19 protein-coding genes are annotated in these 16,272 nt (G+C 61.8%); 7 read left to right on the forward strand and 12 right to left on the reverse strand.

What is annotated here, in order from left to right:
• From A2J01_RS33985 to A2J01_RS34010, 6 genes are all read right to left on the reverse strand, one after another.
• Nucleotides 1-264: Gfo/Idh/MocA family protein (locus A2J01_RS33985; protein ID WP_197494360.1), on the reverse strand; the 264-nt coding region annotated here is incomplete at its 3' end.
• Nucleotides 264-1,088: an aldo/keto reductase gene (locus A2J01_RS33990; RefSeq protein WP_064114437.1), complete on the reverse strand. Its 825-nt coding sequence runs from the start codon at nucleotides 1,086-1,088 to the stop codon at nucleotides 264-266. The genes A2J01_RS33985 and A2J01_RS33990, both read right to left, overlap by 1 nt.
• Complete coding sequence (locus A2J01_RS33995; protein WP_064114438.1) at nucleotides 1,085-3,037, reverse strand: oxidoreductase; 1,953 nt, start codon at nucleotides 3,035-3,037, stop codon at nucleotides 1,085-1,087. Before A2J01_RS33995 ends, A2J01_RS33990 begins: the two co-directional genes overlap by 4 nt.
• 44 nt (nucleotides 3,038-3,081) lie before the next feature.
• On the reverse strand, nucleotides 3,082-3,963 hold the full coding sequence (locus A2J01_RS34000) for a shikimate dehydrogenase (RefSeq protein ID WP_058037907.1): 882 nt from the start codon (nucleotides 3,961-3,963) through the stop codon (nucleotides 3,082-3,084).
• A 63-nt stretch (nucleotides 3,964-4,026) separates the two neighbouring features.
• A complete protein-coding gene (locus A2J01_RS34005) occupies nucleotides 4,027-5,403 on the reverse strand; it encodes an MFS transporter (protein WP_058037801.1) in 1,377 nt (458 codons plus the stop codon).
• Between the two features lie 139 nt (nucleotides 5,404-5,542).
• Nucleotides 5,543-6,460 (reverse strand): LysR family transcriptional regulator, encoded by a 918-nt coding sequence (locus tag A2J01_RS34010; protein ID WP_054831264.1) that lies wholly within the window; start codon nucleotides 6,458-6,460, stop codon nucleotides 5,543-5,545.
• A 134-nt stretch (nucleotides 6,461-6,594) separates the two neighbouring features.
• Here A2J01_RS34010 and A2J01_RS34015 point away from each other — a divergent pair, with 134 nt between their 5' ends.
• The gene (locus tag A2J01_RS34015; RefSeq protein ID WP_003940470.1) at nucleotides 6,595-7,287 is read left to right on the forward strand and encodes an SDR family NAD(P)-dependent oxidoreductase; all 693 of its coding nucleotides are present in this window, start codon (nucleotides 6,595-6,597) and stop codon (nucleotides 7,285-7,287) included.
• Nucleotides 7,288-7,309: 22 nt separating this feature from the next.
• Here A2J01_RS34015 and A2J01_RS34020 read toward each other — a convergent pair whose 3' ends face one another.
• A complete protein-coding gene (locus A2J01_RS34020; protein WP_058037802.1) occupies nucleotides 7,310-8,083 on the reverse strand; it encodes a hypothetical protein in 774 nt (257 codons plus the stop codon).
• Between the two features lie 105 nt (nucleotides 8,084-8,188).
• Here A2J01_RS34020 and A2J01_RS34025 point away from each other — a divergent pair, with 105 nt between their 5' ends.
• Both A2J01_RS34025 and A2J01_RS34030 read left to right on the forward strand, forming a co-directional pair.
• Nucleotides 8,189-9,016 carry a crotonase/enoyl-CoA hydratase family protein gene (locus A2J01_RS34025; protein WP_003939849.1) on the forward strand — a complete coding sequence of 276 codons (828 nt, stop codon included), beginning with the start codon at nucleotides 8,189-8,191 and terminating at the stop codon, nucleotides 9,014-9,016.
• Entirely contained in the window at nucleotides 9,013-10,551 is a 1,539-nt protein-coding gene (locus tag A2J01_RS34030; protein WP_058037803.1) for an AMP-binding protein, read from the forward strand. The genes A2J01_RS34025 and A2J01_RS34030 overlap by 4 nt, the downstream gene beginning before the upstream one ends.
• Here A2J01_RS34030 and A2J01_RS34035 read toward each other — a convergent pair.
• Entirely contained in the window at nucleotides 10,544-11,176 is a 633-nt protein-coding gene (locus tag A2J01_RS34035) for an alpha-ketoglutarate-dependent dioxygenase AlkB (RefSeq protein WP_007733562.1), read from the reverse strand. The two genes, A2J01_RS34030 and A2J01_RS34035, sit on opposite strands and share 8 nt — an antisense overlap.
• 147 nt (nucleotides 11,177-11,323) lie before the next feature.
• On the opposite strand from A2J01_RS34035, the gene A2J01_RS34040 reads away from it, so the two are divergent.
• Entirely contained in the window at nucleotides 11,324-11,740 is a 417-nt protein-coding gene (locus tag A2J01_RS34040; RefSeq protein ID WP_007733561.1) for a DUF7144 family membrane protein, read from the forward strand.
• Nucleotides 11,741-11,834: 94 nt separating this feature from the next.
• On the opposite strand, the gene A2J01_RS34045 is transcribed toward A2J01_RS34040, so the two are convergent.
• On the reverse strand, nucleotides 11,835-12,062 hold the full coding sequence (locus tag A2J01_RS34045) for a hypothetical protein (RefSeq protein WP_020970523.1): 228 nt from the start codon (nucleotides 12,060-12,062) through the stop codon (nucleotides 11,835-11,837).
• A 248-nt stretch (nucleotides 12,063-12,310) separates the two neighbouring features.
• Between A2J01_RS34045 and A2J01_RS34050 the strand changes: the two genes are divergently transcribed.
• Nucleotides 12,311-13,102: a MerR family transcriptional regulator gene (locus A2J01_RS34050; protein ID WP_042921734.1), complete on the forward strand. Its 792-nt coding sequence runs from the start codon at nucleotides 12,311-12,313 to the stop codon at nucleotides 13,100-13,102.
• An 83-nt stretch (nucleotides 13,103-13,185) separates the two neighbouring features.
• Nucleotides 13,186-13,650 (forward strand): hypothetical protein, encoded by a 465-nt coding sequence (locus A2J01_RS34055; protein WP_042921731.1) that lies wholly within the window; start codon nucleotides 13,186-13,188, stop codon nucleotides 13,648-13,650.
• Nucleotides 13,651-13,703: 53 nt separating this feature from the next.
• Here A2J01_RS34055 and A2J01_RS34060 read toward each other — a convergent pair whose 3' ends face one another.
• Nucleotides 13,704-14,078: a hypothetical protein gene (locus tag A2J01_RS34060; RefSeq protein ID WP_050654739.1), complete on the reverse strand. Its 375-nt coding sequence runs from the start codon at nucleotides 14,076-14,078 to the stop codon at nucleotides 13,704-13,706.
• A 136-nt stretch (nucleotides 14,079-14,214) separates the two neighbouring features.
• On the opposite strand from A2J01_RS34060, the gene A2J01_RS34065 reads away from it, so the two are divergent.
• Nucleotides 14,215-14,583 (forward strand): hypothetical protein, encoded by a 369-nt coding sequence (locus A2J01_RS34065; protein WP_054825539.1) that lies wholly within the window; start codon nucleotides 14,215-14,217, stop codon nucleotides 14,581-14,583.
• Between the two features lie 22 nt (nucleotides 14,584-14,605).
• Here the strand turns inward: A2J01_RS34065 and A2J01_RS34070 are convergent, their stop codons facing one another.
• Nucleotides 14,606-15,751 carry a HoxN/HupN/NixA family nickel/cobalt transporter gene (locus A2J01_RS34070; RefSeq protein WP_082661372.1) on the reverse strand — a complete coding sequence of 382 codons (1,146 nt, stop codon included), beginning with the start codon at nucleotides 15,749-15,751 and terminating at the stop codon, nucleotides 14,606-14,608.
• Between the two features lie 140 nt (nucleotides 15,752-15,891).
• Nucleotides 15,892-16,221 (reverse strand): branched-chain amino acid transporter permease, encoded by a 330-nt coding sequence (locus A2J01_RS34075; protein ID WP_003940007.1) that lies wholly within the window; start codon nucleotides 16,219-16,221, stop codon nucleotides 15,892-15,894.
• Nucleotides 16,222-16,272 lie beyond the last annotated feature (51 nt).

Consider the following 16,272-nt stretch of genomic DNA (forward strand, 5'->3'; position numbering starts at 1 on the left):
TACACCCGCTTCGGCAGCGGCCACGACTACCTCTTCATGTACCGGGTGCGGCGTGCAAACGGTGCAGGCGTCGAGTCCGAGGGCGAGAAGTTGCTCCACTGAACTCACGGCTGCGGGAATGCCGTGCGCTGCCGCGAACTCCTGGGCGCGTCCGAGATCGGGATCGCAGCAGCCGATCACCTCGACACCGGGGACTTGTTGCAGCGCGCGGGCATGGTTGCCGGCGATCTTGCCGCAGCCGACGATTCCGACTTTCAACGTCATCAGAAATGTTCCTCTGCTTCGACGTCCCGCGCGGCAGACTCGCCGCGGTCGAGACTGTTCAGTGCTTCGATGTCCTCGCCGGATAGGGTGACGTCGAGTGCTGCCAGGTTCTCGGCCTGACGCGTCGGGTTCGCTGATCGCGCGACCGGAACCACACCCTGCGCGACGTGCCATGCGAGCACCACTTGAGCTGGTGTGCAACCGATTCGACCGGCGATCTCCCCGACCACGGCGTTGTCGAGCACGTCACCCCGGCCGAGCGGACTCCACGACTGAGTGAAGATGCCAAGTTCGTCGTTTGCGCGGCGAACCGGGATCCGAGCGAGCGACGGGTCCATCTGAATCTGGTTGACTGCCGGTGCCTCGCCGGTTTCGGCGACGACGCGGCGCAGGTGGAGCTCCAGGAAGTTCGACACACCCACGTACCGAACCAGTCCGGCGTCGCGGCAGGCCAGCATCGACTCGAACGACGCGACATAGCGATCGATTCGCGGGAGTGGCCAGTGGATCAGGAACAGATCGAGTTGATCCAGTCCCAGTCGTTCCAGGCTCTGCTCGAGCGCTCCGCGGATGTCACCGGAAACCTGTTCGTTTCCACGAAGTTTGGTGGTGACGAACAGTTCTTCTCGCGGTAGAGCAGACTCCGCCAACGCTACGCCGACGGCGTCCTCGTTGCCGTAGATCGCGGCGGTGTCGATGAGGCGGTACCCGGCCTCGATTCCGGAGAGTACCGACTTCGTGGCGTCGGCACCGACCAGTGGCCAGGTTCCGAGTCCGATGGGTGGCAACGCAGGTGCCACCGGTGCGGCTGTGTGTGCGCTCATGCGTGAACCTCCTGAGGGGCCGCAGCGGCGGCGGTGATGGTGACGGCAACGTCGGCTGCGGTCACGAGTGCGGCATGGATGGATCCGCCGTCTCCGCTCGCATCACCGACGGTATGGACCCCGAGTCGTGGTGCCAGTGAACGTAGTTCGGACAGAAGCTCCGAGCGCGGCTCGACGCCCTGTGAGATCAGCAGCTCGCCGGGGGCGTCGACTTCGCTCAGTACACCGCCTGTCGAGATCATGACCCGATCGGCGTCGACTTTGGTGACGATCGAGCTCAGGTAGGTCGTGAGGTTCTCACTTGCGGCCAGGCGCGGCAGCAGCACGATCTTGCCGCGTCGGCCGACGTCGTGCGCGATGGTTTCCTGCGGCCCGATCATGACGACCTGGGTGCCCTTCTGGAGCAGATCGTCTGCGACGGCAGCAGCCTCGCGGTCGGCGCCGAAAATGGTGATTGCCTCGGGGGCCGGATCTCCGGAAACAAGGAACTCGCGAACGTCACGGACGGTTCGGGTCTGCGCGCCGGGGAGGTCAGTCACGGGACCGTGCCCACCGGCAGCAAGAACGATCGCGTCGAAGTCGCTGTTTGCGAGCAATGCTGCGTCAGCTCTGGTCGAGGTGTGGCACTGCACCCCGAGTTCGGCCAGTTCCGCGGCGTACCAGTCCACGATCCGTCCATATTCGGGATACTCGTGCAGCTTCGATGCCAGAGCGAAGTCGCCACCGAGGCTGGGTCGCTCGTCGTACAGGTCGACGCGGTGACCGGCAAGTGCGAGGTCGCGGGCAGCGGCCATTCCCGACGGCCCGGCACCGATGACGGCGACCCGCACGGTGGCATCAGCCGGCTTGGTAGGCTGATCCAATTCGCGGCCGACCCACGGGTTGACGGAGCAGGGAATGGGGCCGGCGGCCAGGCTGTCGATGCAGTAGTTGCAGGCAATGCAAGGGCGGTACCGGCCACCGTCGATGGCACGATTCGGGAAGTCCGGATCTGCGTGCAGCGTACGAGCCATGCTGACGAAGTTCGCCTGCCCGGATTCGATGATCCGCGCAGCGATCTCCGGCGACGTGATGCGTCCGGCCACTCCCACCGGGATGTCGAAGTCGCGCTGGTACTGCTCGGAGTACGGCGCGAGGAGACCGCGCGACCATTCACCGGGCTGGATGATCCACTGTCCCGCTTCGTAGTTGCCGGCCGAGACGTCGAGGAAATCGAGTCGGTCGGTGTCGATGGCGCCGATGCGAGCGCGAGTCATCTCGGCGTCGAGTCCGCCGTCGATGCCTTCGAAGGCTGAGAATCGGAGTCCCAGAGTGATTCCCGGTGCGTGCTCGTGGACGGAGGCGATGACCTTGTTGACGAACAAGGTGGGGTCGGCCCACTCGTCGTCGCGGTGATTGTAAGCAGGGGAGAGGAACTGGTGGATCAGATACCCGTGGCCACCGTGCAGGGAGATGACGTCGACGCCGGCCTGCTGGCAGCGTGCCGCGGCTTCACCGAAACATTCGATGATGTGCTCGATGTCGTCGCCGTCGAGTTGTTCTGGCATCTCGCCGCCGACAACCAAACACGGAATCGGTGTCGGGGCAACGGGAACAAACCCGCTGACAGAACCTTGCGCCGTACGTCCACCGTGGTTGAGTTCGACTCCGACGAGGGCGCCGTGAGCGTGGATCGCGTCGGCCATCTTCTTGATGCCGGGAATCCGTTCGTCGACGTCGACGCCCATCTGCCGGATGCGTCCCTTGCCGTCGGCACGCACGTAGCTCGCTTCGGTGAAGATCAGTGCAGCACCACCTTCGGCGCGGCGGGCGAGGTACGCGATGTACTCGTCCGTCATGGTGCCGTCGACTTCGCAGTAGTTGCGTTCCATCGGGGCGGACACGAACCGGTTCCGGAGGCGGACGCTGCCCATGTCGAGAGGTTCGGCGAACGGCGCAGTCACGTTCATCAGTGCTCCTGGTACTTCGCGAGAAAGTAGGTGTTCGGTTGTGCTCATGCGCGTGCCGTCTCGGAGAGCAGCTCGCTCAGATGGCTGCGCATGCGATCCGTATCGGCTTCGACACCCGTCAGGAGTGTGAAGGTGTCAGAGGCTTGAGCCACCAGCATCTGGCCACCGTCGAGGACTCGACATCCGAGAGTAATTGCAGCGTCGAGCAATTCGGTGCGCATCGGTCGATAGACGATGTCCGCGACCCACAAGCCCGCGTGGAGCGCCGCGGGGTCGAACGGAGTTCCGGGATGGCCGACCATCCCGATCGGAGATGCGTTGACGACGCCGTCGCACGTCGTCAGGTTGACGGCGATCTCATCGATCGCCAAAGCCGTTGTGCGCGTGGCAGGAAAGGCCGAGGCGACGCGAGAACACACATCGGCAGCGCGATTGGGATCAATATCTGCGATGCGAAGATCCGTGGTACCGGCGGCGGCGAGTGCGTACGCCACGGCGGAACCCGCCCCTCCTGCCCCGGCAAGCACCACTCGGTCCAGGGCGGCGTCGGGCAAACCGCGCTGCAGTGCTGTGAGGAATCCACTGTGATCGGTGTTGTGGCCGATCAGAAGGCCGTTGTGGACGACAATCGTGTTGACAGCACCGAGCAGTCGGGCATTGTCGGACAGTTCGTCGAGTGCGTCCACGACAACCTGCTTGCACGGATGGGTGATGTTCAGTCCGGTGAAGCCGGCTGCGACGGCGCTCCGCACCACCTCGCCGGTCTTTTCGACCGAGACCGTCAGGTTCTCGAGGTCTACCAGTTCGTAGCTGTAATCGTCGAGTCCGAGTGCTGATGCTTCGTGCGAATGCAGCGCCGGCGAGAGGGAAGTCGAGATCCCGGCTCCGACAAGGCCGATTCGGTGACGTGTGAATTCGGTAGTCATGACATTCTCCTGCATAAGTGGGGACGGCCCCTCGCGGCAATTCAGCGCGAGGGGCCGGTCCGGTCAAGCGTTGTTGCTGGTGAGCTCCGAGTCCTGCTTGGTTGGCAGGCTCGGCTTCGGTTGGCCCAGTTCTGCTGTGGGCGTGCGGTACGTTTCCGGTCCGGTCATTGCCGCGATGGCGGAGACGACGGCGAAGCCCAGGCACATCCAGGCAACCGGTGTCCAGTTGCTCTTGTCTCCGGCTGATATCGCCTGAGCGATAGCCGGTGTGAAGCCGGCAACAAGGAGTCCGAGCATGAGGCTGACGGCCATTCCGGTGTATCGGACCTTCGCGGGGAACTGCTCCGGGAAGTACGCCGGGTACGTGCCGTTGGGCATCGCGTAGAAGATTCCGATCATGACGATTCCCGAAGCGAAGACCATGGGGACGCTTTGGGTTCCGATCGAATGGAAGAAGACGAAGATCATCAGGCCGGCTCCGATCGCGCCGACGACGAAGATGGGCTTGCGTCCGTAGCGATCCGAGAGGATGCCGAACAGCGGCTGAGTCAGTACGGCAACAAAATTGGCGGTCGCGATAGCCCACAGCATCGTGGAGCGTTCGAAGCCGGATTCGACGGCGTACGCCAGGGCGAAGACGTTGACGATGGTGTTGATCATCGCGAAGGTCGAGCTCATGCTGATACGGATCACGGTGCGCCAGTGCGAGCGGAACATCTCGACGACGGGAATTCCGGCCGTCTCGTCCTGTTCCTTGAGTTCTTCGAATACCTCGGGTTCATCCAGGGCGCGACGTAGCCACAGCGCGACGACGGTCACGATGATGCTGAGCCAGAAGGGAACTCGCCAACCCCACGAGTAGAGGTCTTCGTCGGGCAGGCTCGCCACTGGGATGAATACCAGGCTGGAGACGACGATGCCGAACATGATCCCGCTCATGGTGAACGAGGTGAAGAACGAACGACGGTGATCCGGCGCGTGTTCGAGCGTCAGTGCGGAAGATCCGGGTGATTCACCGCCGGCAGAGAGCCCTTGAAGTAGGCGAAGCAAGACGAGAATGATCGGCGCGGCGATGCCGATCTGGTCGTAGGTCGGCAGGCAACCGACGATGACCGTCGCAACACCCATGAGGAGCAGGCAGGCGAGAAGCGCGTTCTTGCGTCCGTACCGATCGCCGAGGTGTCCCCACAGCACCGCGCCGAGTGGGCGGGCGACGTAGGCCACGCCCAGAGTGCTGATCGAGAGCAGCGTTGCCGTCGAGCCGCCGCCAGGAAAGAAGATCTTGGGGAACACGAGCGCGGCTGCGGAGCCGTAGATGAAGAAGTCGTAGTACTCGAGGGTGCTGCCGAGGAAGCCCGAAACGGCGGCGCGGCGCGCATTCGAATTCGGGTGCTCCGCAGTGGAGTGCGTGGAACCGGTGGAGGTGATCGGTGGTGCCATGTGAAGTCCTTTCGTCCCGATGGGCCGGCCGTGGCGGCACGTTTGGTGATGCACCACGCATCGGTGACGTCCCTCACCTTCCGGCGGCTGAGACGACAGTGCCACGAAGGACTATGGCGCGTCCAACACTAAATGAGTCTCAGATAATGACGTTTTTGGTCTCAATGTCCGGCGTCGGCAGAATCTCCTCGGACGTCTCCAGTGCGACGGCGAGTGCATCGGTCATATGCCGGGGTGACCAGGCAATTCCGTGATTCATGAACGTCGGCTCGCCGGTGAGTGGGACGAACACACTGCCAGGTGGGGTGATAGCAGCCATGCCGGACGTCATCAGCGCTACACCGACGCCAGCGGCAACGAGCATGAGGATCATGTACGGATCGGTGATCTCCTGGACGACGCGAGGCCTGAAGTCTGCGTTCATGCAGGCGCGCATCGCGGTTTCCTGGAGGGCCGAGCCGGCCGAGAGCGGGGTGGTCACGAATCCGTCGTCGGCCAATTCGCGGAGATCGATCGCGTCCCTCTCGGCAAGGGGATGGTCGATCGGAAGTACGGCGCCGAACGCCTCCCGTCGGATGAGTCGGGTAGACAGTGATGCGGATTCCACGGGTAGTCCGACGAAGGCGAGATCGAGGGCGCCGCTCTCGAGTTGGATGACCGCGTCGCGCGTCATGATCCGGCCGAGGAGTGTCAGTTCGACTTCCGGATAACGCTGACGCAACGCGCGTGTCAGTGGCGGAAGTGCTTGATAGTTGAGCACTCCGGTGAACCCGATTGTGACTCGTCCGTAGACGCCTCCCGACGACGCGCGCGTAGCGTGTCGTGCCGTCTCCATGTTCTCGATGACGCGATAGGCGTGGGGGAGAAAGGCATGTCCGCCGGATGTGAGTGCGACGCTGCGAGTGCTTCGTTCGAACAACTTGACGCCGATGTCCTTTTCGAGCTTTCGGATCATCTGGCTGAGCGGCGACTGGGCCATCTGGAGCCGTGATGCGGCCCGCCCGAAGTGAAGTTCTTCCGCAACCGCGACAAACGCGTGCAACCAGCGGGTTTCCATCGGCAAGGCCTCCAGGTATTTGACGTTGACAACAAACGCCATATATTCAGAATTTCTACACAGTGTGACGGCAATTATGCCTGTTTGCAACATAAATTGAGTGCGAAGCGCACAGAAACTCAGGAGTGAATGCGATGCAGGGTTACCCGGAGGGTGTCACCGCGCTCGTTACCGGCGGTGCGAGCGGAATCGGCGCCGCCAGTGCAAAGCTGTTGACGGAGAAGGGGGTTCGGGTGGTAACGGCAGATCTTGCCGAAGGCGCGGACGAACAACTCGACGTGAGTGATCCGACAGCAGTCGATGCGCTTCGAACCAGGCTCGGCAGAGTCGACATCCTGATCAACAGTGCGGGAATCGTAGGACCATCAGCGCCACTCGTCGACGTCGACCTCGCGGTTTGGCAGCGTACGTTCCGCATCAACGTCGAAGGGACATTCCTGATGTGCCGGGCGTTCGTGCCGGGGATGGTTGCGTCGGGGTGGGGGAGGGTTGTCAACCTCGCAAGTATTGCGGCCAAGGACGGAAACCCGAATCAGAGTGCATATTCCGCGTCCAAAGCGGCCGTCGTCGCGCTGACGAAATCACTCGGCAAAGAGGTCGCCACCACCGGTGTGCTGGTCAACGCGATAGCTCCGGCGGCCGTGGAAAGTCCTATGAATGCCGGCACCGATCCGGCCATCCTCGCCCGTTCGCAGTCTTTGACGCCGATGGCACGGATGGGGAAGGCGGACGAGATTGCCGAACTGATCTCCTGGCTGTCGTCGTCGGCGGTAAGTTACTCGACCGGCGCCGTGTACGACGCCAGCGGCGGCCGTGCAACATACTGAATTACCTTCTGGGAGAAATCGATCAGAACTCGAGCAGTGACTGCCACAGTTCGCGAGATGCGTCCTGGTACTCGAGCATGTGCGAGATCAGTTCGCGCAGTGGCTGTGTCGGTTCGAGTTCTTCCGGAAGGAGCGGATTGCGCACGATGACCGCGATCACCGCGCTGCCCAGAGCAAGTGATTCGCGGGCCGCCTCCTCGCGATTCATTGTCGCCAGGCGTGTTTGCGCCTGTGTGAGTGCTTCACGGGCCTCGGCGATGTCGGCCAACAGTGCTTCCGAGTTCCAGAGTGTGCGGATTGTCGAATCATCCTCGGGGGCAAGGTGAGCGATTTCCATGACGGCCGATTCGGGGGCGGCGCCGAGTCGGCGGAGAGTGCGGCGGGCGCTGTCCGTGCCGCCGAGGAGATTGTTCGGACGGACTGCGAGTGTGGGCTTCCACTCCTCGAAACCCGCCAGTCGCAGCGCTTGATCGTGCCGGCGGGCGGCAGTGCGGTCGCTTCGTTTGAGCCCCGAGTGCTCGACGGCGATCCAGGTGCCGTCCCAGGGGCGTATGCGATCGGTACGAGTTCGCCACCCCTCGACCTCGCTGTAGGTGGGGATGCCGTCCGGGTTGAGGACGTACGTTCCACGAGCGGTACGACGCAGTTTGTTCTCTCGGCACAGGCGGCCCGTTGCCACGCGAATGCTCGATGCGCTGACGCCGACGATCTCGCCGGCCCGGGTCAGCACAGCGGTGCTGAACTCGGTGTCCGGGCTCGCTGTTGCGAGGTCCAGCACAACTCGGGTTGCGGACATTCCTCGATCAGTTTGTAACAACTTTTGAACAACTCCTGACAGATTCTGTTACAAGTGGCATGGTGGGTACCGGGAAACCTTATCCGCGAGCAGTGAGGAAATATCGTGACCGACTCCGATCGACCAGGTGGCGATGTCTATGTGGAGCGTGACGGTGGCGTCACTGTCATCGTGATGAATCGCCCTGATCGCAAGAATGCGGTGGACGGGCCGATGGCGGCGCAGTTGCGTGATGCCTTCCTGGAATTCGAGTCGGACGAGAGTCAGAAGGTGGCAATTCTGTGGGGTGCGGGCGGCACATTTTGTGCCGGTGCGGATTTGACCGCAGTCTCCGACCCCGCGCGCGTGCACGAGTTGCATCCGGAAGGCGGCGGCACCGGCCCGATGGGGCCGAGTCGGTTGGTGTTGTCCAAACCGTTGATCGCCGCCGTCAGTGGATACGCAGTGGCCGGAGGGCTCGAGCTTTCATTGCTCGCGGACCTGAGGATCTGCGAGGAGGATTCCGTGTTCGGAGTCTTCTGCCGGCGCTGGGGAGTTCCTCTCATCGACGGCGGGACCGTGCGACTGCCGCGAATCGTCGGGCAGGGGCGAGCGCTCGACATGATCTTGACCGGTCGCCCGGTCGACGCTTCGGAGGCGTTGGCCTTCGGACTGGCCAATCGTGTTGTTCCAGTGGGGCAGTCACTCCAGGTAGCCAAGGAGCTTGCGCACCAGTTGTCCGCTTTCCCACAACTCTGCATGCTCGCGGATCGCGCATCGGCCTACCGATCTTTTGATCTACCACTTGCCGAAGCACTGCGCGCCGAGGGGGTCGCAGGAAATCCCATTGTCATCGCCGAAGGTGTGCGCGGCGCTGCTGCGTTCGCCGCGGGCGCCGGCCGGCACGGCCGATTCGAGAACAACCCGAATTCGAACGAGGAAACTGAACCATGATGCCCGTAACCCGAGATCTGATCGCCCGTGGTGCGCGACAGCACGGACCGCGAACAGCCGTCGTCTTCGGCGATCGATCGATGACGTTCACGGAAGTGGACGAACTCAGCAGCCGATTGGCGCATACATTCATCGCGCTCGGTATCGGGCGTGGCGCACGGGTTGCGTTGCTGGTCAACAACTCTCTTGCCAGCGTGCCTGTCGATTTTGCGTGTGTCAAAGCCGGCATCAACAGGGTTCCGCTCAACTCGCGACTCTCGCTCGACGAGCACGCACGAATGCTCGAGGACACCGACACCTCGCACGTCGTTTTCGGTACTGACCTTGCCGGCCGAGCTGCTGAACTGTCCGCCAGGTTCCCGGATCGGACGTTCGTCGGGCTGGAAACAGGTGCGGAGGGGCAGCTTTCGCTGTTGGATCGAGCACAGGGCATGTCTTCGGCCACTCCGGACGTCGAGGTAGATCCCGACGACGTGATCCTGACGCTGTTCACTTCCGGGACCACGGGAACGCTGAAGGCCGCGCAGCACACTCAGCGCAGCTACGCCGGAATCTGCCGCAATGTTCTGCTCAATCTGCTTCCGGCGACTCAGGACGACACGATGTTGCACGCAGCATCACTGATTCACGCCAGCGGTGTCTTCGTGCTTCCATTCTGGCTCCGTGGCGGTAAGACCGTCATCCTTCCCGGTTTCGACCCGTCGACCTTCTTGGACTCGATAACCGAGCATCGGGCTACGGCAATCAATCTGGTGCCGACGATGATTCAGATGCTCCTCGAACGCCCTGATTTTGCGAGCGCAGACATCTCGAGTCTGAAATCCGTGATCTACGGTGCGTCGCCGATGCCGCTGGCCACCATCGAACGGGCGATGCAGGCGTGGGGGCAACACCGTTTTCTCCAGTACTACGGGCAGACCGAGGCACCGCTGTGTATTGCAGTCTTACGGCCCGAAGATCACACGGAAGATCGCCTGCTGTCCTGTGGTCAGCCGGCCATCGACGTCGAGATCAGGCTGCTCGACGGCGAGGGAAACGAAGTGCCCCAGGGAGAACCGGGTGAAATCGTGATCCGCTCGCCATCGGCGATCGCCGGATACTTCAATGCACCGGAACTGAATGCGGACACCTTCACCGAAGACGGCTGGGTTCACACCCGTGACATCGGTCAGTTCGACGCCGAAGGATTCTTGTTCTTGAAGGACCGAGCTTCGGACATGATCATCAGCGGCGGATACAACGTCTACCCCCGTGAAGTCGAGGATGCACTCCTGACGCATCCGTCTGTCCGTGAGGTCGCCGTGGTGGGTACCGCCGACGCCAAGTGGGTGGAGGCGGTCACGGCTGTGGTGGTGCTCGAGGACGGGACCGTCGAAAACGACGTACTGCAAGCATCATTGGTCGCGCACGTCGGCGAGCGACTGGCGTCGTACAAGAAGCCGCGTCGGGTTGTTTTCGCAGAATCCATACCGAAGACGGCCGTCGGCAAGCTCAATCGGAAGGCGCTGCGAGACGAACTCCGCGACGCTATCTAACTCCGCGAGTGCGGAATTGAACGCTGATTCTCGGCCCGAGGGCCCGCGCACTCTTCGGGACACAGTGTTCCCACGTGCGTTGGCAGGATCCGCCCATGACGAGTAGATCTCCGTGTCCGAGATTGAAGCGGATGGATTCGCCGCCCCCACGAGGGCGCAATAGGAGCGGGCGAGCCGCACCGAGAGACAGGATGGCCACCATCGTGTCCTCGGTGCGACTTCGTCCCGTATCGTCCCCGTGCCAGGCAACGCTGTCGGAACCGTCGCGATAGAAACACAGACCCGACGTGGCGAATGGTTCACCGAGTTCGTCGAAGTAGTGACTGCTCAGCGCGTCTTTGGCTTCGGTGAGAAGTGCGTCCGGCAGTGGTTGATTCTCTGCGTAGAAACACACCAGACGAGGGACGTCGACAACGCGGTCGTACATCTGACGCCGTTCGGAACGCCACGGCACCGTAGCTTCCAGATTGTCGAACACGGCCTCCGATCCGGTCAGCCAGGCCGGGCGATGGTCGACCCATGCGCCGGCTGTGAGGATACGTCTCTGCACCGTGCCCTCGAGATCGCCCAAAGAGACGCCCAGGTCACCGTTGTCGAACAGAGACGGTTGCATCGTGGCGGTCATAGACTCCACCGTACACCGAAATCGAACATATGTTCCCATGAAATTTGATTGCAGTGCTGGACGGCTGTTCATCCTTGCTGGGTGATGTCCGGCGGCGTGAACCTTTGAATACTGTTCTCACGCTATTTCGCCGAAGAAGGGGAAGTCATGACTGCTCCGCACCAATCTCATGCGAACCACCCTGTCCGACAAGGCTTTGCCATCGGGACCACGGTGGCGGCAGCATGCCTGCTCTTCGTCGCGGGAATCGTCGCGTTGCTGCAGGGCATCGCGGCTCTCGCGGACAACGATCTGCTGATCGTCGGAGTCAATTACACCTTCGAATTCGATGTCACGACATGGGGTTGGATCCACATCGTGCTCGGAATCATCGGCATCGCGGTGTCGCTGGGATTGTTCGTCGGCATGGCGTGGGCCCGCGGGATGGCATTCGTCATCGCGGCACTTTCGATCGTGGCGAATTTCCTGTGGATGCCGTACTACCCGCTGTGGTCGATCGTGATCATCGCCCTCGACGTCGCTGTGATCTGGGCCGTCGCGACCTGGCGACCTGACGAGGTGTGATCCTCTGACCGAAGTGAGTGGTTCACCTGCGGTAGGTGAACCACTCACTTCGCTGTGTCCGGGCCTCCACGGTTGGCCTCATCCCTACGCGGGGTCAGCGCCGTTTCGGTGACTCGCGATCCTGGTTCTCGCGCGGACGCATGTCCTTCGTCGATCGGTGTGGGAAGCCATGGATCATCGAGCAAGAGATCCAGCAGATCACTACCGTTGCGATTCCGAGTCCGATCGACGCGAATGGTTCCTGCGTAGCCAGCCAGACGCTCAGTCCGATTGCCGTCCCGACGATCAGAATCAGGATGGTGTCGAGTCGTGTCGTTTGCATCGAAATCATCGCCTGGCACAGATAGTTTCTGGCGGCCCGCTGGTTTTGGCGGCCCGCCGCCCGGCGAGTGACAGCCGGGGGCAGACCTTGCGCGGCTGACCCCTCGCTCTGGAAATCGCCGCCGCAAGTGATCAATACCCGCGAAATTCGTCTGCGAAACTCCACACAGGAAGAACAGGACCTTATGCCTCAAGGCCCGACATGCCGGGCCTTGACTATGACGTAGCGTCATAGTTAATGCTGTTCGTATGCGAATCAGCGACGTGGCCAGTGCGGCAGGCACCACTCCGCGGACCGTTCGGCACTATCACCGACTGGGGTTGCTGGCCGAGCCGAGACGACTGTCCAACGGTTACAGAACTTACGAACTTCCCGATCTGGTCAGGCTGATGCGCATTCGTTGGCTCACCGCCGCCGGCATTCCACTCGGATCCATTGCCGCGATGATCGAACCGACGCCGATCGATGCACGAGAACCGGACGACTTCGCCGAAGATCTTTCCTCCCTGATCGCGGAGATAGACCGGAAGCAGCGCGTCCTCGCAGACCAGCGAGTGCGCCTCCAGGAAATGCTCACGGCGCGAGGTGCTGGGAGGGTGGTCTCGCCGCTTCCGATGGAGCTGCTGTCGGCGTTCGACGAGTTGATCGCGTCGTCCCCCACGGGTTCGGTGCGACGCTTGTTCGAGCGCGAACGCGACATGTGGGAATTGGTGGCGATCTCGGGAGCAGCGCCACACGAACTGTTCTCCACGGCTGCGCGATTGCTGTCCGACGAGGGCGACCGGAAGAGAATTGTCGATCTGTACCGTCGTTTCGCCGCTCTGGCTGGGCGCGAGGTAGCCGAGGTTGCAGACGAGATCGCGTACTTGTCGGACGAACTGGAGGAATCACTGGACGGGGTGCTCGGCGATGTGTACGCAGACGGAGACTCCGCAGGCGTGGGATTCTCGGTTGGGATCGCTGATCTGGTGCCTGATTCAGCGCAACGTGAAGTGGTCGCGCGCGTCGCAACACGTCTCATGTCAGGCGGTACGGCGTGATCCGATCACTGTGGTTGCTCTCGACGGGTCGGAGAGACGGAGGTTCCAGTGATACAGCGACTTTCGGCTACGCGAGGGGGACAATGTCGATACCGGTGGCATTTGTTGCGGCGAGTGTGATCGAGGCCGTGGCGATTCACTTCCTGGTGCCGTGGCAGTGGCTTCGCGTCGTGCTGCTCGTTGCAACGGTGTTGTCGCTGATTGCGATTGGCGGTTGGCTTGCCGGACGCGTCGTGCACCCGCATCTCGTCTCGGCTCGAACGGTGGTGTTTCGTTCCGGCACGGGCATTCGAGTCGAGGTGGACCGATCACGGATTTCGCGGGCGAGCATGGTCCGAAGGTTCGGTGAGACAGCAAATGTGATTGTCGACGATCGCTTGGTTCTGCCGGGGCCCGACGGCACTGTCGTGGACATAGACTTCGATCGGCCGCTCTCGGTCACGCTCCCGAAACGGCTGTCGAAGGGATCTCGCTCCACTCTGATCGGTGGGTTGCGGTTGCATGTCGATCAACCCGGTGAATTCTGTGCAGCGTTGTCGCGGGACTGAACTCGCAAAGATCGTCTGGAGTCGGTCAGAGCGGAGACCTAGATGGAAGACCTTCAGGGAATCGGCTCGACAACCAGCCACTGCACCGTGCCACCGACATTCCATAGTGCATCGGGGTTGTCGAGCGAGGCCGCGTACGTTGCCGCAGCTTGGTCGCCGGCGATCTCACCGCTCTCACCCGACGGCGGGTTGGGCTCGAGGAATTCGGAGGGGTGCGGCCCTGGCCATGCAGGCACGTCGAACGGGGAAATGCTGGTGTCGATGAGGCCAGGTCGATGCACGGTCACCCGGTCGGGAACTTGCTTGGTTTCCGCCGCCACGGCAATGCCTGGTCCTTCGGCAGCTTCGCCGTCGCCGCTACCGCAGCCTGCCACTGCAAGAACAAGTCCCGTGATTGCCACACCCACTACCGCATGACGTATCCGCACCGTTTTCTCCTAGCCGGGGCTCACCCCGTTCGAACTCCACTATTGCATCTCGCCAACTCCGCGGGATGCGTCTTTCGATAAATGTGGGAAACGCACTGAATGTGCTCGACAGGAGAATTGGATTGTACTGTGAGCCATGCCGACCCTGCTTCGACGTGCAATCAAGATCGGCGCGGTAGCGCTGGCAACGATTGTGGTGGCGGCCTACCTGTATCTGGCCTTCACTTATCGCAGCGCTGATGTCTTTGCGCCGCCAGGGCGCATCGAGTCTCTCGGCCGGACCTACCTGATCAGCAATTTCCCGCCGCGCACTCGTGAAGATCTCGAACAGCGATTCGCGCAGGGCCATCGTGAGCAGTACACCTTGGAACAAGTGAGTTCCGTATTTCCGTGGCGCGCTGTCTACCAGTGGCAGAACGACCAGATCCGCGGCCAGGCGACGTCGAGCGCGTACCTGAAATGGGGCGAGACGTACATCAGCTATTCGCTTTCGGGTGGCCCATGATTCTGCGTAGACCGAGTCGAACTCACATCGCTTCGTCTGCTGTCGCTCGTCGGGCTACTGCTGCACCGGACTGAGCCTGCCACCGTTCTTCGATGCGGCCGTACCGCCACACGAGGAGGGCGATCAGCCAGGTGACAACAAAGAGTCCGACGATGATGAAGCCCATCGCGCCGAGATCCAAGTTCCCGATTGCGCCGAGAATCCCGTCGTGGATGTCGAGTTTGTCGGTGAAGATCGAGATGATTTCCTGGGACCCGATCAGCAGGGCGACTGCCACCGAGAGTCCGGTGATCACCATGTTGTAGTAGATCTTTCGGACCGGCTGAGCAAATGCCCAACCGTAGGCGAAATTCATGAACGATCCGTCGATCGAGTCGAAAAGCGACATCCCGGCGCAGAAGAGGATCGGCAGAACGAGGATCGAATACCACGGGAGCCCTGTCGCCGCCGCGCCGCCGGCGATCACCAACAGCCCGACTTCGGTGACGGTGTCGAATCCCAATCCGAACAGCAGACCGACCGGGTACATGTGCCAGGGCTTGCGAACCATCTTCATCACCGGGCCCAGAATCTTGTTCAGGGCGCCGCGGCTGTCGAGTTCCTTCTCGAGTTGTTCCTCGTCGAAGGTTCCTGCCTTGTACTTCGTGTACACCCGATGAATTCCGATGAGAGAGAAAAGATTCAGGAGGCCGATCAAGATCAGGAACGTTCCGGAAATGGTTGTGCCGAACAAGCCGGTCCACTTCTCCAGATCGGAGTTGTCGTCGGAAAGGCTGGTGGCCAGTTGCCGCACACCCAAAGCCAAGAGGGCGACGAGTACGAAGACGATGGTCGAGTGTCCGAGCGAAAACCAGAACCCGACGGACATCGGTTTCTTGCCGTCCGCTACCAACTTCCGAGTGGTGTTGTCGATAGCGGCGATGTGATCGGCGTCGAAAGCATGGCGCATGCCGAGCGTGTACGCCGTTACGCCGAGTCCGACGCCGAAGACACTGCCTTCGATCGTGTAGTGGCCGGGGACAACCAGGCCGAGAAGAACTGCCCACCCGACGACGTTGAGCGCTACGACGGTGACGGTCATCCCGATGATGCTTCGACGCTGGCCTCGATCCAGACTGTGCCAAGCACCGGCGATTCGAGTGCCTGTCGTGGTCATTGTCGTGGACATCGAACCTCACCGATCCTTCAGTCGCGGCCGGCGGCCACGCTACTGAAATCGTATAAGTGTTCAACTGTTCAGATAAGCGCCTGGAGGTTACAAATTGCCCATTCGGGAGTAAAGATATTTTGCTCGTCGATGGGAAATGCTCAGGCGAACACGGTATTGACCAGCGCGACGTAGATCGTCGTTCCGACGACGATGCTCAGGACGGCATTCTTTCGCCAGAGGTGCGCGGCGATCGTGGCGCACACTGCAATCAGTTCGGGTAGGCCATGAGAAGGGGCGGTGATCGACACCCCTTTGAGTGAATACATGACGAGAATCAACATGACGCCTGCCGGCATGTAGATGCCGAGGTAGCCGACCAGGGCGGAGGAGCGCAGCGGCATGAGCGCGGCGAAGGGGATTGCGCGCAGCGCGAAGGTGACCACGGCCATGACTGCGACCGCCGCAAAGATGTACGAGGTGTCAGGCATCGATCTTCGCCTTTCGTGAGTCGTAGACAAAGCGCCCGATCAGGAAGAGCA

This window comes from Rhodococcus sp. EPR-134 (assembly GCF_001647205.1).
Classification (GTDB): domain Bacteria; phylum Actinomycetota; class Actinomycetes; order Mycobacteriales; family Mycobacteriaceae; genus Rhodococcus_F; species Rhodococcus_F qingshengii.

Excerpts from the sequence above, each read along its gene's own strand:
- A2J01_RS33990 (WP_064114437.1), bottom strand. The coding sequence starts at position 1,088 with ATGAGCGCACACACAGCCGCACCGGTGGCACCTGCGTTGCCACCCATC.
- A2J01_RS33995 (WP_064114438.1), bottom strand. The coding sequence starts at position 3,037 with ATGAACGTGACTGCGCCGTTCGCCGAACCTCTCGACATGGGCAGCGTC.
- A2J01_RS34000 (WP_058037907.1), bottom strand. The coding sequence starts at position 3,963 with ATGACTACCGAATTCACACGTCACCGAATCGGCCTTGTCGGAGCCGGG.
- A2J01_RS34005 (WP_058037801.1), bottom strand. The coding sequence starts at position 5,403 with ATGGCACCACCGATCACCTCCACCGGTTCCACGCACTCCACTGCGGAG.
- A2J01_RS34010 (WP_054831264.1), bottom strand. The coding sequence starts at position 6,460 with ATGGAAACCCGCTGGTTGCACGCGTTTGTCGCGGTTGCGGAAGAACTT.
- A2J01_RS34015 (WP_003940470.1), top strand. The coding sequence starts at position 6,595 with ATGCAGGGTTACCCGGAGGGTGTCACCGCGCTCGTTACCGGCGGTGCG.
- A2J01_RS34020 (WP_058037802.1), bottom strand. The coding sequence starts at position 8,083 with ATGTCCGCAACCCGAGTTGTGCTGGACCTCGCAACAGCGAGCCCGGAC.
- A2J01_RS34030 (WP_058037803.1), top strand. The coding sequence starts at position 9,013 with ATGATGCCCGTAACCCGAGATCTGATCGCCCGTGGTGCGCGACAGCAC.
- A2J01_RS34035 (WP_007733562.1), bottom strand. The coding sequence starts at position 11,176 with ATGACCGCCACGATGCAACCGTCTCTGTTCGACAACGGTGACCTGGGC.
- A2J01_RS34040 (WP_007733561.1), top strand. The coding sequence starts at position 11,324 with ATGACTGCTCCGCACCAATCTCATGCGAACCACCCTGTCCGACAAGGC.
- A2J01_RS34045 (WP_020970523.1), bottom strand. The coding sequence starts at position 12,062 with ATGCAAACGACACGACTCGACACCATCCTGATTCTGATCGTCGGGACG.
- A2J01_RS34050 (WP_042921734.1), top strand. The coding sequence starts at position 12,311 with ATGCGAATCAGCGACGTGGCCAGTGCGGCAGGCACCACTCCGCGGACC.
- A2J01_RS34055 (WP_042921731.1), top strand. The coding sequence starts at position 13,186 with ATGTCGATACCGGTGGCATTTGTTGCGGCGAGTGTGATCGAGGCCGTG.
- A2J01_RS34065 (WP_054825539.1), top strand. The coding sequence starts at position 14,215 with ATGCCGACCCTGCTTCGACGTGCAATCAAGATCGGCGCGGTAGCGCTG.
- A2J01_RS34070 (WP_082661372.1), bottom strand. The coding sequence starts at position 15,751 with ATGTCCACGACAATGACCACGACAGGCACTCGAATCGCCGGTGCTTGG.
- A2J01_RS34075 (WP_003940007.1), bottom strand. The coding sequence starts at position 16,221 with ATGCCTGACACCTCGTACATCTTTGCGGCGGTCGCAGTCATGGCCGTG.